The following is a 15,999-nucleotide window of genomic DNA, read 5'->3' as shown; positions in this document are numbered from 1 at the left end:
TGAGCGCGGACGGCGCCCGAATCCGTAGTTCATTGTGTTCAGAGAAGATCGTTGTATTCCGGGTGCCGTTTCATATAGGCGTGTACGTAAGGACAGAGGGGCTTTACTTTTAAGTGGTTCTCCCTGGCGTAATCCAGCACATATTTAGCCATTTGGGAAGCGATGCCTTTGCCTTCCAGCTCCGGAGGCACTTCTGTATGGATGTAGGCGATACCGCCGGGAAACAGTTTGTACACAATAAAAGCAGTATGGCCGTCTACAGTTGTTTCAAACTGGCTTTTTTCCGTGTTTTGTTGAATGGTAAGTTCCATAGTTATTGATTGTCTTTGTATCCGATAGTGATGTGAGTGCCGTCGCAATACGGCATATTAGCTGAACTGCCGCAGCGGCACAGGGCTGTAACCATGTGAAACGGCGTTTCCTCGCCGGCCGTATTTTTTACCACCACATTGCCATAAATCAGGCGTGGTCCGTTCGGTACTATTTCCGCGAGACTGCTGGCCGATATTTCTGCGGCTTCGTCGGCTTTATCGTTGCGATAAACCGTCAATGCGCCGGAAGGGCATTTATGTACCTGCTGCACGATCCTGTCAGATGTGCTGCCTTCCGCATTGATCCAGGGTTTGGCTTGCGGGTCGAACACTTCGGGAAGGCCATGGAAGCATATTTCAGAGTGTTTGCACACTTCGGGTTTCCATACGATGGTGACTTCACCATTGCTGTATTTTTTGGTAATGTCTTTCATATCAATCTTCTTTGGTATTGATAATAACGGGATTGCTAAGCAGTTTATGAATGGGGCAGGCATGGGCTATTTCCATGAGCCGTTTTCTTTGTGCTTCGTCCAGGTTGCCGGTGATGTGTACCAGGCATTCGATCACGGTGGTGGCGGGGTCCGGCTTGGCCGCGCTGTCAAACCGCAGGTCGATGTCTATTTTTTCCACGGGCCATTTTTTTCTGGCTGCGTACATCGTCAGTGTGATGGCAGTGCAGGAGCCGAGGCTGCTCAGCAGCAGTTCTCCGGGATTGGGGCCGGTATCTCCGCCGTTGATGTCTGTTGGCTCATCTGCCAGCCAGCGATGGTCCCGCGCTGAAATAGAGACCTGATACGGTATTCCTTCGATACTTACTTTTACTTCTTCATCCATGGTGTGGTGCTTACGAGAAATTTTCTTTCACCCAGCCTGCGGCCAGGTCAATATCCTGTTGTGTTAAATTATGTCCTGTGTTGATGTCATGGTTGCTTACGCGAAAACCGTTGGCTGTCAGCAGTGTGGCATAGGCAGCGGTGGCAGCGGGGTTGACGGTGCCGTCTGTTTTGCCGGAGCTCATGAAAACGGGCTGCTGCCGGCTGGTTTCAAACGGGTCCTCAATGCCATGCAGCGGCTGCATGGGCCTGAAGAGCACGGCGCCTGCCAGCAGTTCGGGATACAGCATCAATACTGCACCTGCAATATTGGCGCCGTTGGAGTAGCCGACGGCTATCAGCTTTTGCAAATCAAATCCTTCTTTGGCCGACAGTTCTTTCAGGAAGTGCACCATTTCATGTGTCCTGAAATGCACGTCCGGTTCGTCGAATACGCCCATGCCCAGCCGGCGGAAGAAGCGCGGCATGCCGTGCTCCTGCACATTGCCGCGAAGGCTCAGTACATGAAAGCCCGTTGCCAGTTCCGTTGCCAGCGGCAGCATATCCTGTTCATCACCACCGGTGCCATGCAGCAACAACAACGTATAAGCGTCCTTGTTAGCTGCAGGCTGGTATATATATTTCATGGGTTGAAAATCCATCTCAGTCCAGTTTTATCAGTTTCTGTTCTATCTCGGCCCGTTGTGGCTCGAACTGTTCCGGCAGCATCAGGTGGGTGCCCAGCTGCTCCACCGGTTCGTCGACGGTAAAGCCGGGTGTGTCTGTGGCCAGTTCAAACAACACACCGCCTGGCTCGCGGAAATATACGGAGCGGAAGTATTTGCGGTCCAGTTGCTGGGTGGCATGAAGGCCCCGTGCTTCTATTTTTTCGCGGTAGTATTCCTGCATGGCGTCGTCTTTCATGCGGAAAGCGATGTGGTGTATACTGCCGCCAGCCACGTGCCCGCGTTGTTCGCCCTTGGCTTCTACCAGGTCAATGTAATTGGCAGTATCGCCGGCAGGACTTTTAAAACGGTAACGGTTAGCGAGGTTTTTTTCGAGCTGGTAACCAAAAACAGATACCAGCAGATCAGCCGTAGGCTGAATATCTTCAAGGGTCAGGGTCACATGATGGAAGCCTCGCAGGGCGTTGTCCGCACTGATGTCGGCAGTCTCCCAGGGCACCCGGTCATCGGTCCTTTCCGGAACGGTCAGCTCCACTTTTAATCCGTCAGGGTCCAGGAAAGTCAGGTAGATTTCTCCAAATTTAGCGGAGGGTTTATTATAGATAACATTGGCGGCGTCCAGTCGTTTCAGCCAGAAGTCAAGACTGCCTTCCGGAACGGAATAGCCTATTTCGGTGGCCATATGCGTGCCTCTGCGGCCGGTCATGATGTCCTGCCAGGGAAAGAAAGTCAGGATGGTACCAGGGCTACCGGTTTTATCGCCATAATAAAAATGGTAGGTATGCGGGTCGTCAAAATTCACGGTCTTTTTTACAAACCGTAATCCCATCGTCTTTGTATAAAAATCAAAGTTCTTCTTTGCATTACCGGAAATAGCGGTAATATGATGCAGTCCTGTTATTGCTTGGTCCATACCTTTTCATTTTTTTATTTTGATATTTGGTTGTTTTGATATTCAGTTGGCTATTTACCAATGAAGCAACCAACTGAATATCAAAACAACCAAATATCAAAATGTTTATTGTTGTTTCAACAGTTGTACTTCACACTGTATTTTTACTTCATCACTCACCATTACGCCACCAGCTTCTGTTGTCGCGTTCCAGGTGAGGCCAAAGTCTTTACGGTTGATTTTGCCGTGGATGGTGAAACCTGCTTTGGTATTGCCCCACGGATCTGTTACCACGCCACCGAATTCAACGTCCAGTTTGATGTTTTTGGTGACGTCGCGGATGGTCAGATCGCCATACAGCGTATAGGAGCCGTCGTTATCCACGCTTTCCGTTTTAGTGGCTTTGAAGGTGATGTTACGGAATTTGTTCACATCGAAGAAATCCGGAGAGCGCAGGTGCTCATCGCGCTGTGCATTGGCAGTAGTGATAGAGTCTACGTCTACCGTGGCGGAGGCATGGGCAGCGAGAAAATTATCGCCGTCTGTTTCCGCTTCCACATTAAAACTGTTGAACCGTCCGGTAACATTGGTGATCATCAGGTGTCTGATCTTAAAAGTAAGTTCGCTGTGTGCGGCGTCAGAGACCCATTTTTGTTTTGCCATAGATGAAGGTGTTTTTTTGATGAATATGATGATGTTGTTTGTTAATGCAAATGTCAGTTAAAGCACAGTGGCAAAAATGGATTAAATAAATATAACGATGTACTTTTTTCCTGAATTTCTTAAGATAGGACAAGAAATCAGGATTTATTCATTATCAGGTTATGTGTGATTTTTTTTGAATAATACAAACATTATGCATGAAAAATTGTTTAAGCGTGTTAATACCCAGGAAAATCCGGATGAAATGATATCTTATGAGACATCTCCTGTTATTAACGCTCTTCCTGCCACCGATGTTTGCCCAGGGCCAGGAGAAAGGACGACAGCTGACTTTAAAAGATTGTTATGAACTGGCCCGGCAGCGCAATGCGCTGGTAAAACAGGCCGAGCGTTCCCTGCAGGCCCGGGAATATTCTTTGCAGGCCGAGAACCGTGCCTATTGGCCTAAAGTAGATCTGCTGGCAGGCTACAACTATCTCGGCAAACCCCTTGAAATCAACCTGCAACAGGTAAAGGACGGCGTGGTGAACGGATCGGCAGCACAGAGCGTGAACACGGCCAACACTGTTTTCCAGCAGATCACCGGGCAACCTTTGCCCCAAAATGTGCAGGATGTTATCTCCAACGCCACAAAAGGACTGATCAACGCCTTCTATCCCAATTATAATCCCCAACTGGCCAAACAATCCTATTTCGTGGCCGGTGTCGGGGTAAGGCAACCGATTTATCTCGGCGGAAAAATATCCGCAGCGCAAGACCTGGCCCGCTCCCAGGTGACAGCCGGGCAATACAACAAACAGGTGGTGGAAAAAGGCCTGTTCTTTCTGATCGGCGCCCAATACCTGCGCATCATGTACCTTAACACCATCCTGGCACATGAAGCCGTGATAGTGGACGCTTTTCGTAAAAACAAAGACTACGCCGCATCCCTGAAAGACAACCAGATATTGCCGCCCTATCTGCTCAATTGGGCCAAAGTGTCTTACATACAGGCAACAAACCGCTATAGCAACCTGGAACTGGAAAAAGAAAACGCCCTCCTGGAAATGAACCAGCTGCTGGGCCGCCCCATCGATACGCTCATCGTGATCAGCGATACCCTGCGCTATGAACAGGCCACCGTCAATGCAGGGGAGGAGAACACCTTCTGGCGAAACAATCCTTCTTACCGCCTGCTGGAAAGCAAGACAGACCTGGCCAAAGTAGCGGTGAAGGCTACACGCTCCCTGTCTCTTCCCAATCTGTTCGCTATTGGCAACGTATCGCTTTATCAGAAAGACCTGCCGGTGACGGTGCCGCCATGGCTGATAGGCGTAGAGCTGCAATGGACGCTTTTTGACGGTTTTCAGCGTAATAAACGCACCAAAGCCAGTAAGGTATTGGTGGAAGAAGCCGCTATGGCCGCCGAAAACACCAGAAGTTCCCTCGAACTGCAACTTCGTGTAGCCTCCAACAAGGTAAAAGCCTTACAGCACGATGTTGCCTCCCTGGACAGCGCCCGGCAACAGGCGCACCTGACCACCACGCTGGTGACAGACCGCATGCAAAATCAGCTGTCGTCCGTGAAGGACGTCAATGATGCGCTGCTGCTGGAAGAAGAGATGCATAAAGTATATTACACCGCTGTACTGGGCTACTATCTCGCATTGGCGGAATACTGGAATGTGGTAGGCACACCGGAATATTTTGCAACATACGTTAACAACTAAACGGTTATATACATGAGTGCCGTATTCAAAAATTACTGGGCATTACTGATACCAGTTGTGGTACTGATCATCGCGCTGATATTTTTCCTGAAGAAGCCCGCTGCTGCAGACAGCACGATCATCGGTATGGTGGACGCCGATTATGTGGATGTGGCCGCAGAATTTCCCGGCCGGCTGGACAGCCTGCTGGTACAACAAGGCGACACGGTTAAAAAAGGACAGCTGCTCGGCGTGCTGCGGTCTACCGAGATCAACGCTATCCGTAATCAGGCACTGGCGGCCATTGAAGCGGCGCAGAGCCAGTTGCAGCTGCTGGAGAAAGGCGCCCGCCCGGAAGCCGTCAAGGCGGCCGATAACCTCTACAACATCACCCAGGAGCAGTATAAGCTGATGCAGAAAACCTATCAGCGGATGGAAAACCTCTTCAATGATGAAGTGATATCCGGACAGGAAAAAGACCTCGTGTATTTTAAATTGCAGGCGGCCAAAAAAGAAATGGAAACGGCCAAACTGAATATGGACATGCTGAAACAAGGCACCCGCCCGGAAATGTTACAGGCGGCTTCAGCGATCCTCAAACAGGCGCAGGAAGGGTATAATCTTACGAAGGCCTTATCAGATAATACGTATATCCATGCACCGTCAGACGGTATCATCTCTTCCATGGTCATCGAAGAAGGAGAGATCGTATCTATCGGTTATCCGCTGATCACCTTGCAGAAACCCAACACCTACCACGTACGGTTCAATATCCGGCAGGACGATATGAATAAGCTGCCGGTCGGCACTAAAGCCCGGCTGGACATACCCGGGTGCAGTCCCGAAAAATTTGAAGCGGTCGTGTACAAGGTGGCGCCATCGCTGACGTTCGCCAACTGGATACCGGTAAAGGAAAAAGGAAAATTTGAACTGCGCACCTTTACCGTAGACCTCAAACCTGTTAACCCTTCCGCCTTGCAGGGATTGCGCCCCGGCATGACGGCTTCGCTCACCATGCCATGATACGCTCCATACTAAAAGTCGCTTTGCGGGAATGGAAACGCATCCTGGCGTTTCCGGTGTACTACCTGGCCATGCTGGTGCTGCCGCCGGTGTTGTGTTTGTTGTATGCCGGCATTTATAATAGACATTTTGCGGAAGACCTGCCGGTGGCTATCTGGGACGAAGCCAATTCACCGCTGTCGCGGCAGTTTACTTTTATGCTGGAACAAACAGAAAGCATTCATATCACACAGCAGGTACAGAGCGAAGGGGAGCTACAGGCCATGCTGCACAACGGCAAAGTGATGGGGGCTATTCATTTCCCGCGCCGGATGGACGAACAGATCAAAAGCCGGCAACCGGTTTACATTACGATCTACACCAACGTGTCTTACCTGGTACCGGCAAAACTGCTCTACAAAGACGCCGCGCAGGTGCTGCTCACCGCCGCCGCAGGGGTGCAGCTGCAAAAGCTCATGAAAACAGGTATGCCTGCCGGAAAAGCCATGGCGCTGGTGATGCCGGTGCAGCTACAATCGTTCACCTTATACAACCCGCGGTATGACTATCAGCAATACCTGGTACCGGGCGTTATTGCGGTGGCCATGCAGATGATGATGATCATGGTGGTGGCGCTGGCACTGAACTACGAGCATAAGACCCACTCACTGGGAGAGCTATACGAAGTGAGCAACGGATCTGCATCTAATGCCATTATCGGAAAATCGCTGGCCTACCTCACTGTGGCCTGGGTTGACTATATTATGATCACGTTGGTGATCTATCCATTGTTTGCGGCGGGGGCGCAGCTGTTCAGCTGGGGGCTGTTTACCATCTTCACTTTGCTGATGCTGGCCTGTATCAGTGTAGGCATGATGGTGTCCGCCATCTTCAAAGACCTGCTGCTGGCCTGCGATGTGGGCATCTTCTATACGTCGCCCGCGTTTGTGTTCAGCGGGTTTACGTTTCCGCGGTGGGGCATGCCCTGGTATGATCAGTATTACGCGATGATCATGCCGCTGACGCCTTTTGTGGATGCTTTTTTTAAGGTGTATTTTATGGACCTGCCGCTGCGTTATGTTCGGCTGGAAATGGCGCATATGCTGCTGTTTGCCGTGATCGGCCTGCCGGTGGCCATCCTTCTTTTTCAGCGTACCCTTCAACAATCAACATTGCAACATGCCTGAGGTGAAAAACAACATAGGCGCATTGTTCCTGCGGGAAATAAGGCTGGTGGCCGGTAATCACAGCCTGTTGCTCACCCTGTTGCTGGCGCCGTTGTTTTATGTTTTCTTTTATGGCACCATCTATAGTTACAAGGTAGAAGAAAAGGTGCTACTGGCCGTGGCCGACGATGACCGGAGCGAGATGTCACGCATGTTTGTGGAGCAGATGAATAATATGCAGATAGTGGCCGTCATGAGGGCGGCCTCCCTGGAGGATGCGCAGGAGCGGATGTATAGGGGAGATGCACAGGGGTACTTTTATATCCCCAAAGGGATGCAAAGCAAAGTGCTGTCGTTGCAGCAGGCAGACGTGGTACTGGCGGTGAACGGGGCACGTTTTCTGCCTTCGAGCGAACTGACAGGCGCGATTACACAATTGGGATTGACCATCGGCGCCGGTGTGCGGCTGCAATACCAGGAAAAGATGGGACTCAACTCTACCATGGCCTTGCAGGAGGCGATGCCTGTGAATATTGATTACCGGCCGTTGTACAACCCGCAGGCCAGTTATGGAGGTTTTCTGTTGCCCGTGCTGTTGGTGCTCATCCTGCAGCAGACTTTGCTGCTGGGGCTTTCCGGCAGCATCGCGCTGGAACGGGAGAATAATAACATCGGCCGGCTGGTGACGATGGGAGGGGGATTGTCAGGCATGCTGTATGGCAAAGCTGCCTTTTACCTGCTGCTGTACCTGGCCTATGCCGCATTTTTTATGACGGTCAACTACCAGGTGCTGCACCTGCCGTTCCGGGGCAGCTACCGTGACCTGGCGGTGCTGTTGTTCCTGTTTATCCTGACGCTGGTTCCGATGGCCGTATGGATAGGCACACTGTTTAAGAGCCAGCTGCTCGCTGCTCAACTGATGGCCTTCTCGACATATCCGTTTTTTTTGATATGCGGTTACGCCTGGCCTTTTGAATCCATGCCGCCGGCATTGCAGGGGCTGTCATCGCTGTTGCCGCTGACGCCTTTCGTGAAGGTGTATACGTCTGTCGTACAAACCGGTGGCACCCTCCGGGAGCATGCGGGATCAGTAGTGCATCTGTTGCTGCTGTGGGTGTTTTATCTTTTGCTGGCATTATGGGGATTAAAACGATTGAACAAAAAGCAACAACCTTTATCTTTGTAAGGTGTACGCAATTGTCGATATAGAAACTACCGGAGGCCACGCCAGTGCCAACGGCATTACCGAAATAGCCATCTACCTATTTGATGGCCGGGAAATCACACAGCATTACCAGACCCTGGTCAATCCTGGAGTGCCTATTCCTTATTACATCGAGTCTCTGACCGGCATCACCAACAGCATGGTGGCCGAAGCACCTCCCTTTGAAGCGGTGGCGCCCCTGATTTATGAGCTGTTGCACGATAAAATCTTTGTGGCGCATAACGTCAACTTTGACTATTCGTTCGTGAAGCACCACCTGGCCGCCGCCGGGCTGGACCTCCAATGCAAGAAGCTCTGTACCGTAAGGCTGGGGAGGAAGATCCTGCCGGGACTGCCTTCCTATAGTCTGGGCAACCTCTGCCGTCATCTGGAAATCCCCATCAATGGCCGTCACCGGGCAGGCGGGGACGCGGAAGCAACGACCAAACTGTTTGCCCTGCTGTTGCAGCAGGATAAAGAGAAAGCCATCGCGGCGGCGCTGAAGGCCGGTTCCAAGGAACAGTTCCTGCCGCCTAACCTGCAACCGGAAGTGGTGAAACAACTGCCCCAGGTGCCGGGTGTCTATTATTTTCATGACGTGAAAGGAAAAGTAGTGTACGTAGGAAAGGCCAAAGACCTGAAAAAGCGTGTCAACAGCCACTTTACAGGGCATAGCGCCAGCCGCCAGCGGCAGAATTTCCTGCGCACCGTGTATAATATCACCTATCAGGAAACCGCCACCGATCTGATGGCCTGTATTCTGGAGTCGGTAGAGATCAAGCGCCTGTGGCCTGCTTTTAATGCGGCACAGAAGAGAGTGGAATTCCGTTATGGTTTTTATCTTTTTGAAGACCAGGAAGGGTACCTGCGCCTCGCTATCGAAAAAAAGCGCAAGTTCAGTCATCCGGTACATGCCTTTAACCTGTTGATCGACGGGCACCGGCTGCTCAGGGCGCTGATCCGGCAGTTTGAGCTGTGCCCCAAATTGTGTTTCCTGCAAAAGGGCGGGGGCACCTGTGCCGGGAAAACAGCAGCCACCTGTCATGGTGCCTGTGAGAAAGCAGAAGCGCCGGAAATATATAACCAGCGCGTAAAAGCAGCGACCGCCTTCCTGCAGGAGCAGCAGCCCTCCGTGGTGATCATGGACAAAGGCCGCACCAGCGAAGAACAAAGCTGCATCCTCATGGAGAAAGGCCGCTTCTATGGCATGGGGTACGTGCCGGTACACTTGCAAACCACGGATGCCGAACAACTGAGGCCTCACCTGACGCAGTATCCCGAAAATGAAATCATCATCAGTTTATTGAGGCCATATGCCGGTAACGGGCAACAGTTAGCATCTTCCCCGAAATGAATAGTGAAAAAAAATTGAAATCATGCGATCCGTGATTTACTTTTGCTCGCAAATCACCGATAATTCATTTTTAATTTCATAATTCATGTTAGATTCGAATTTCAAATTCCCGGGTCAGACCGCCTTCTACAAAGGGAAAGTTCGTGATGTTTACACCATCGGGGACAAGTTCATGGTAATGGCAGTAAGCGATCGTATCTCTGCGTTCGATGTGGTTTTGCCCCGCCCTATTCCTTACAAAGGACAGGTGCTGAACCAGGTGGCCGCCATTATGCTGGAAGCTACTAAAGATATCGTGCCTAACTGGGTGAAATCTACCCCGCTGCCTAATGTAACTATAGGTTTGAAATGCGAAACGTTCCCTGTGGAAATGGTGGTGCGAGGCAACCTTACCGGCCATGCCTGGAGAACTTACAAAACAGGTCAGCGTGTACTCTGCGGCGTTACAATGCCGGAAGGGCTGAAAGAAAATGATTTCTTCCCTCAGCCGATCATTACACCTACCACCAAAGCGCACGAAGGTCATGATGAAGATATTTCCCGTGAGGAAATCATCGCACGGGGATTAGTGGGCAAGGAAGACTACGAGCAACTGGAAAAATATGCCCTTGCCCTGTTTGCAAGAGGTAAGGAACTGGCGGCAAAACGCGGCCTGATCCTCGTAGATACCAAGTATGAATTCGGTAAAATCGGCGATACTATCTACGTGATCGACGAAATTCACACGCCGGACTCTTCCCGTTACTTCTATGCAGCCGGTTATGAAGAAAACCAGAAAGCCGGCAAACAGCAGAAACAACTGAGCAAGGAGTTTGTGCGCGAGTGGCTGATGGAAAACGGATTCCAGGGCAAAGACGGTCAAAAGGTACCTGAAATGACCGACGAATTCGTTAACAGCGTAAGCGAGCGTTACATCGAACTGTTCGAAAACATCACCGGCCGCAAATTCGTAAAGGAAGACGTGGCGCCGGAAGCAGCCGAAGCGAAAATAGTGGAAGCGCTGAAACAACTGTAGTCAATTACGAATTATCAATTACGAATTACGAATTAAGGGCTTTCTTATAGCAAGGTTATTTAATAGCCAGTCTATAAGAAAGCCCTTAATTCGTAATTCGTAATTCGTAATTGATAATTGAATGCTATTTTTGTCAAAACATTCCGATTGAAACATCTAGCTGCGCTTAATAAATACTTCGTGTCCAACAAATGGCGCCTTATACTGGGGTTGCTGTTTACGGCCATATCGATTGTCTTCAGTGTCTTTCAGCCTATCATGGTCCGGCAGATCTTTGACCTGTTGTCGCATAATCTCGACGAATACCGCCTGTTAAGCGACACCAGCCTGAAAAGCGCTTTCCGGGCCGACTTTTCCCGTATCCTCGCATTTTACGGCGTGAGCATTTTGATATTTGCCTTACTGAGCGGCTTTTTCCTTTTCCTGCAGCGGCAAACGCTCATCGTGATGAGCCGGCATATTGAGTATGACCTGAAGAATGAAATTTACCAGCATTATCAGAAGCTGGATCTTAACTTTTTTAAGATGCACCGTACCGGCGACCTGATGAGCCGTATCACGGAAGATGTTTCCCGTGTACGCATGTACGTTGGCCCGGCCATCATGTATGCCTCCCGTACCTTGTTCCTGATCGTTATCATCGTGTACCTGATGCTGGAAGTAAATCCGCTGTTGACCTTGTATACCTTGTCACCGCTGCCTTTCCTGGCACTGACGATTTATTATGTCAACAAAATCATCCACCGTAAAAGCGAAAGGATACAGGCGGAGTTATCCAACATAACGTCCATTGCGCAGGAGTCTTACTCCGGCATTCGGGTGATCAAATCATACGTGCAGGAAGATGCCAGCGGACGGCACTTCGAAAGCGCCAGTGAAGCCTACAAGCTCAGTTCTATCAGTCTTGCGAAAACAGATGCGTTGTTTCAGCCAATCATGGCGCTGATGATCGGGCTAAGCGTCATACTCACTATTTTCATTGGCGGTTACCAGGTAATAGCAGGAAATATCACTGTGGGCAACCTCGCGGAGTTTGTTATCTATGTGAACATGCTGATGTTCCCCTTCCTGTCAATAGGCCTGGTGGCGACAATGGTACAACGTGCGGCTGCCTCACAGCAACGGATAAACGAATTCCTGAGAATAGAACCTGACATCAAAGACGAGCCAGGTGCGCATACCGTGCAGCTGGAAGGAGCGGTGCGGCTGGAAGGTGTTACCTTTACCTATCCCCATACCGGTATTACAGCGCTGAAGGATATCAATCTGCATATTGCGCCAGGCCAGAAAGTGGCGGTCATTGGCCGTACCGGTTCGGGCAAGAGCACGCTGGCGCAGCTGCTGATACGGATGTACGACCCGCAGCATGGCCGTGTGATGATGGACACGAATGACGTCCGTTATATGCACCTGGAGCAGCTCCGCGGCCAGATCAGTTATGTGCCGCAGGACGTGTTCCTTTTCTCAGACTCCATCGCCAACAATATCCGTTTTGGTGACCCTGCGGCCAGTTTGCAGGCAGTGCAACAAGCGGCCCGGCAGGCTTCGGTAGAGAAGGACATCCTTGGGTTCAGTGAAGGGTTTGATACAGAAATAGGGGAGCGGGGCGTTACCCTCAGCGGCGGGCAGAAACAACGTATATCCATTGCCAGGGCGCTCATTAAGGACCCGGATATCATGATTTTTGATGACTGTCTCTCTGCCGTAGACGCCCGTACGGAAAAAGAGATCATTGGTAACCTGTACGCCTACCTGAAGAACAAAACAGCCATCATTATCACCCACAGGATCTTCTCCCTGTTTGAGTTTGACAAGATCATTGTGTTGGACGAAGGCAGGATTGTAGAAGAGGGGACACATGAGGAATTATTATCATTGAACGGTTACTATGCTGAACTGTACGCAAGACAGCAATCCGGCGATGAAGAAAGTGTAACTGAATAACAATCACGGTCTTGCATAAGCTCTGCCACGGCCTGTTACAGGGTTGTTTTATGATTTTTCAAAATCATTTAAAAATATTTTGATATTTGTAAAACAATAGTATATTTGTTCCTTATTGTAACAGGATTTGATTCGTTAACACTTAAATCTATCAACTGTGGCGTACGAAAACACCAATCAACAGGAAAGAAACAATGATAGCATCTTTTCTAAACGATTGAAAGCGGGCAAAAGAAGGACGTACTTCTTTGATGTAAAGACCACTCGGGGAAATGATTACTTTCTGACCATTACAGAAAGTAAGAAACGTTTTAATGACAACGGCTACGACAGGCACAAAGTGTTCCTGTACAAGGAGGACTTCAACAAGTTCCTGAATGCGCTGACCGAAACCATCAACTACGTTAAAACTGAGTTGATGCCCGATTTTGATTTTGATGCCTACAATCACGATTATGTGCAGGAAGACCAGGAGGAAACAGACGGCGATACTGAGGTGACCCGTACCGCAGAAGTAGCTGCCACTGTTGCTCCGATTGCGGCGTCCGCCCCGGCTTCACATAGCGCTGACGAGGTAGACAAATGGTAAATGTGATTCCCCTGATGAATTAACCAATAACTAACGCAGGAATCACCGTCGTATTAAGTTATAAAAGAATCGCCCACTGAATGTTCAGTGGGCGATTCTCTTTTATGTATAGCCTTGTATTACTGTTTTCTCATGGCTTTGAACGCATTGATCAGTCCATTCGTACTGGCGTCATGGTTAGACACATAGTCGTCGTTTTGCAGCTCCGGAAGAATTTTGCCGGCCAGTTGTTTACCCAGTTCTACGCCCCACTGATCGAAGCTGTAGATATTCCAGATAACACCCTGCACGAAAATCTTGTGTTCGTAGAAAGCGATCAGCATACCGAGGGAACGCGGCGTGATTTCTTTCAGCAGGAAAGAGTTGGACGGACGGTTGCCGGTGAATACTTTATAGGGCAGTACCCGTTTGATCTCTTCTGCGGATGTATTGGCCTGTTGCAGTTCCGCCAGTACTTCCGCTTCCGTTTTGCCATTCATGAGCGCCTCCGTTTGTGCGAAGAAGTTAGACAGCAGTTTTACGTGATGGTCGCCGATAGGATTGTGGCTGATGGCCGGTGCGATAAAATCGCATGGAATTAGCCGGGTGCCCTGGTGTATCAGCTGATAGAACGCATGTTGGCCGTTGGTGCCGGGTTCGCCCCAAACGATCGGGCCGGTTTCATACTGCACGGGTTGACCGTTGCGGTCCACATGTTTGCCGTTGCTTTCCATATTGCCCTGCTGGAAGTAGGCAGCGAAGCGGTGCATGTACTGGTCGTAAGGCAGGATGGCTTCCGTGGCCGCACCAAGGAAGTTGCCGTTCCAAAGGCCAACCAGCGCCATGATAGCCGGTATGTTACGGTCCAAAGGCGTTTGTGTGAAATGGTTGTCCGCCGCATGTGCACCATTGAGCAGTTCAATGAAATGCTCGTAGCCGATGGTCAGCGCAATGGACAAACCAATAGCGGACCACAGGGAATAACGGCCGCCTACCCAATCCCAGAACTCGAACATGTTGTTGGGATCGATGCCGAAGGCAGTCACGGCTTTCTCGTTGGTAGATAACGCCACGAAATGTTTGGCCACAAATTTTTCGTCCTTGGCATGATCGAGGAACCAGTTGCGCGCAGTGTGCGCGTTGGTCATGGTTTCCTGTGTGGTGAACGTTTTGGACGCAATGAGGAAAAGCGTTTCCTCGGGAGTCACTTGTTTCAGTGTTTCCACGATATGGGTGCCGTCCACGTTAGACACAAAGTGAGGCTGTATGCCTGGCTTCCAGTAAGGTTTCAGTGCTTCTGTCACCATCACCGGGCCGAGGTCGGAGCCGCCGATGCCGATGTTAACGATATAACGTATAGGCTTTCCCGTGTATCCTTTCCACTCACCGGAATGTATCTGTCGGCAGATATGGTCCATTTTGTTGAGCACTCCCAGTACGTCCGGCATCACGTCACGGCCGTCGAGCATAACTGGTTTGCCGGAGAAGTTGCGCAGTGCGGTATGTAGCACGGCACGGTTTTCCGTAACGTTGATCTTTTCCGCGCCGAACATAGCCTTGATAGCGGTGTTCACCCCGCACTCATCTGCCAGTGAAAGCAGCAGGCTGCGGGTATCTTCAGTGATCAGGTTCTTGGAATAGTCGAACAGGGTGTCTTCCAGTTGAAGCGAAAACGTTTTAAAACGTTCCTGGTCTTCCATAAACAAGGCACGCATTTGTACCTTTTTCATTTCATCGGCATGTTTTGATAATGCCTGCCACGCTTTGGTGGCCACTGGACTGGTAGATGGAAACATATAATAGCTTTAGTTAATTGCGCCTCAAAAATAATATTTTACTTTTTATGATCGTGGTTTCCTGTACAAATGCCAGGAAATAGCGATCGCGATAATACCAATGGCAATCACACAACAATGAATAACCGGTTGTTGTTCTGTCACACCGGCTTCTCTTCGTTTAACCAGGATGCCGTAGAACGCCCATACTGCCACCAGCGCGTGCAGGATATTGTTACGCCGTAACACCATCAGTATGCTGATCAGTGTGCCCACGGCAATCATGCTGATGGTCCACCATACCTGGAAGGTGACGCTGCCGGTCCATCCCGCATATACCAGCAGGGTCGTGATATTGGCGAGGGTGGCAATGCTGATCCATCCCAGGTAAATACTGAAGGGCACATGGATGAACAGCTTTTCAGGCATGCTGGCCGTAGTGCGGCCAATGCCGATGTTCACATGAATGATGAAAAGCGAGGCGAGTAAAATCAGTATGAGTCCAACAGTGACAGGGATCAGTTCATAATGCCAGGCAAACAGCCAGGTGGCGTTTACCACGCAGCTGATGAGGAACCACTCCTTGACGGCGCCCATTACACGGGCCAGCACGTCCGGACGTTTGCCGGAGAAAGCCAGCCATAGTTGATAGATCACAAAACCAAGTAACGACAGGTAGATAATGCTCCAAATGGAAAAAGTGAAACCCGGTGGCGTGAAGATGTGGGGGTATTCATCGGATATCTCCCCGGTTTGTTTGCCATTGATGGGCAGCAGCCATGCGAGCGCATTGGTGGCTATCATCAGCAAAAAAGCAAGGGTATTGAATATCGACTTGTTTTTATAGTGAAGGGTTTCATGGGAGGCCATCATTGCAATAGGAACTTTTTTTAATATTATTTTAAAATATTACCGA

At 50.1% G+C, this 15,999-nt stretch carries 16 protein-coding genes; 8 read left to right on the top strand and 8 right to left on the bottom strand.

Going from position 1 to position 15,999, the window contains the following annotated elements; all coding sequences use genetic code 11:
* Positions 1-38: 38 nt before the first annotated feature.
* The 6 genes from ACTJJS_RS27950 to ACTJJS_RS27925 all read right to left on the bottom strand — a co-directional run bounded on the left by ACTJJS_RS27950 (position 39) and on the right by ACTJJS_RS27925 (position 3,367).
* Positions 39-311, bottom strand: coding sequence for a GNAT family N-acetyltransferase (locus ACTJJS_RS27950; RefSeq protein ID WP_168874306.1), 273 nt, complete (start codon positions 309-311; stop codon positions 39-41).
* 2 nt (positions 312-313) lie between these two features.
* Complete coding sequence (locus ACTJJS_RS27945; RefSeq protein WP_168874305.1) at positions 314-745, bottom strand: (4Fe-4S)-binding protein; 432 nt, start codon at positions 743-745, stop codon at positions 314-316.
* Between the two features lies 1 nt (position 746).
* Complete coding sequence (locus ACTJJS_RS27940; protein ID WP_168874304.1) at positions 747-1,148, bottom strand: OsmC family protein; 402 nt, start codon at positions 1,146-1,148, stop codon at positions 747-749.
* A 10-nt stretch (positions 1,149-1,158) separates the two neighbouring features.
* Positions 1,159-1,788, bottom strand: coding sequence for an alpha/beta hydrolase (locus tag ACTJJS_RS27935; RefSeq protein ID WP_440666771.1), 630 nt, complete (start codon positions 1,786-1,788; stop codon positions 1,159-1,161).
* 1 nt (position 1,789) lies between these two features.
* Positions 1,790-2,725: a ring-cleaving dioxygenase gene (locus tag ACTJJS_RS27930; protein WP_440666769.1), complete on the bottom strand. Its 936-nt coding sequence runs from the start codon at positions 2,723-2,725 to the stop codon at positions 1,790-1,792.
* Positions 2,726-2,830: 105 nt separating this feature from the next.
* Positions 2,831-3,367, bottom strand: coding sequence for a YceI family protein (locus ACTJJS_RS27925; RefSeq protein ID WP_168874302.1), 537 nt, complete (start codon positions 3,365-3,367; stop codon positions 2,831-2,833).
* 254 nt (positions 3,368-3,621) lie between these two features.
* On the opposite strand from ACTJJS_RS27925, the gene ACTJJS_RS27920 reads away from it, so the two are divergent.
* The 8 genes from ACTJJS_RS27920 (at position 3,622) to ACTJJS_RS27885 (ending at position 13,329) form a co-directional block, all read left to right on the top strand.
* Positions 3,622-5,076 (top strand): TolC family protein, encoded by a 1,455-nt coding sequence (locus tag ACTJJS_RS27920; protein WP_440666767.1) that lies wholly within the window; start codon positions 3,622-3,624, stop codon positions 5,074-5,076.
* A 12-nt stretch (positions 5,077-5,088) separates the two neighbouring features.
* Positions 5,089-6,078, top strand: a complete 990-nt coding sequence (locus ACTJJS_RS27915) for an HlyD family secretion protein (protein WP_440666765.1) — start codon at positions 5,089-5,091, stop codon at positions 6,076-6,078.
* On the top strand, positions 6,075-7,244 hold the full coding sequence (locus ACTJJS_RS27910) for an ABC transporter permease (protein WP_440666763.1): 1,170 nt from the start codon (positions 6,075-6,077) through the stop codon (positions 7,242-7,244). Before ACTJJS_RS27915 ends, ACTJJS_RS27910 begins: the two co-directional genes overlap by 4 nt.
* Positions 7,237-8,409: an ABC transporter permease gene (locus ACTJJS_RS27905; protein ID WP_440666761.1), complete on the top strand. Its 1,173-nt coding sequence runs from the start codon at positions 7,237-7,239 to the stop codon at positions 8,407-8,409. Before ACTJJS_RS27910 ends, ACTJJS_RS27905 begins: the two co-directional genes overlap by 8 nt.
* A gap of 1 nt (position 8,410) precedes the next feature.
* The gene (locus tag ACTJJS_RS27900) at positions 8,411-9,781 is read left to right on the top strand and encodes an exonuclease domain-containing protein (protein ID WP_440666759.1); all 1,371 of its coding nucleotides are present in this window, start codon (positions 8,411-8,413) and stop codon (positions 9,779-9,781) included.
* A gap of 85 nt (positions 9,782-9,866) precedes the next feature.
* Positions 9,867-10,796, top strand: a complete 930-nt coding sequence (locus ACTJJS_RS27895; RefSeq protein ID WP_168874297.1) for a phosphoribosylaminoimidazolesuccinocarboxamide synthase — start codon at positions 9,867-9,869, stop codon at positions 10,794-10,796.
* Between the two features lie 147 nt (positions 10,797-10,943).
* Complete coding sequence (locus tag ACTJJS_RS27890; RefSeq protein ID WP_440666757.1) at positions 10,944-12,740, top strand: ABC transporter ATP-binding protein; 1,797 nt, start codon at positions 10,944-10,946, stop codon at positions 12,738-12,740.
* 157 nt (positions 12,741-12,897) lie between these two features.
* The gene (locus ACTJJS_RS27885) at positions 12,898-13,329 is read left to right on the top strand and encodes a DUF3276 family protein (protein WP_168874295.1); all 432 of its coding nucleotides are present in this window, start codon (positions 12,898-12,900) and stop codon (positions 13,327-13,329) included.
* Between the two features lie 119 nt (positions 13,330-13,448).
* Here the strand turns inward: ACTJJS_RS27885 and pgi are convergent, their stop codons facing one another.
* Both pgi and ACTJJS_RS27875 read right to left on the bottom strand, forming a co-directional pair.
* The gene (gene pgi, locus ACTJJS_RS27880; RefSeq protein WP_440666755.1) at positions 13,449-15,104 is read right to left on the bottom strand and encodes a glucose-6-phosphate isomerase; all 1,656 of its coding nucleotides are present in this window, start codon (positions 15,102-15,104) and stop codon (positions 13,449-13,451) included.
* Between the two features lie 45 nt (positions 15,105-15,149).
* A complete protein-coding gene (locus ACTJJS_RS27875; RefSeq protein ID WP_440666753.1) occupies positions 15,150-15,956 on the bottom strand; it encodes a hypothetical protein in 807 nt (268 codons plus the stop codon).
* Between the last annotated feature and the right edge of the window lie 43 nt (positions 15,957-15,999).

Origin of the sequence: Chitinophaga sp. 22308 (assembly GCF_052045305.1) — a bacterium.
Classification (GTDB): Bacteria; Bacteroidota; Bacteroidia; order Chitinophagales; family Chitinophagaceae; genus Chitinophaga; species Chitinophaga varians_A.
This window is presented reverse-complemented; position numbering and strand designations above follow the sequence as displayed.

Bases quoted from the DNA above. Each gene is read 5' to 3' on its own strand.
- ACTJJS_RS27925 (WP_168874302.1), bottom strand. From the start codon at position 3,367: ATGGCAAAACAAAAATGGGTCTCTGACGCCGCACACAGCGAACTTACT.
- ACTJJS_RS27905 (WP_440666761.1), top strand. From the start codon at position 7,237: ATGCCTGAGGTGAAAAACAACATAGGCGCATTGTTCCTGCGGGAAATA.
- ACTJJS_RS27945 (WP_168874305.1), bottom strand. From the start codon at position 745: ATGAAAGACATTACCAAAAAATACAGCAATGGTGAAGTCACCATCGTA.
- ACTJJS_RS27950 (WP_168874306.1), bottom strand. From the start codon at position 311: ATGGAACTTACCATTCAACAAAACACGGAAAAAAGCCAGTTTGAAACA.
- ACTJJS_RS27935 (WP_440666771.1), bottom strand. From the start codon at position 1,788: ATGGATTTTCAACCCATGAAATATATATACCAGCCTGCAGCTAACAAG.
- ACTJJS_RS27920 (WP_440666767.1), top strand. From the start codon at position 3,622: ATGAGACATCTCCTGTTATTAACGCTCTTCCTGCCACCGATGTTTGCC.
- ACTJJS_RS27915 (WP_440666765.1), top strand. From the start codon at position 5,089: ATGAGTGCCGTATTCAAAAATTACTGGGCATTACTGATACCAGTTGTG.
- ACTJJS_RS27930 (WP_440666769.1), bottom strand. From the start codon at position 2,725: ATGGACCAAGCAATAACAGGACTGCATCATATTACCGCTATTTCCGGT.
- ACTJJS_RS27895 (WP_168874297.1), top strand. From the start codon at position 9,867: ATGTTAGATTCGAATTTCAAATTCCCGGGTCAGACCGCCTTCTACAAA.
- ACTJJS_RS27940 (WP_168874304.1), bottom strand. From the start codon at position 1,148: ATGGATGAAGAAGTAAAAGTAAGTATCGAAGGAATACCGTATCAGGTC.
- pgi (WP_440666755.1), bottom strand. From the start codon at position 15,104: ATGTTTCCATCTACCAGTCCAGTGGCCACCAAAGCGTGGCAGGCATTA.
- ACTJJS_RS27875 (WP_440666753.1), bottom strand. From the start codon at position 15,956: ATGATGGCCTCCCATGAAACCCTTCACTATAAAAACAAGTCGATATTC.
- ACTJJS_RS27910 (WP_440666763.1), top strand. From the start codon at position 6,075: ATGATACGCTCCATACTAAAAGTCGCTTTGCGGGAATGGAAACGCATC.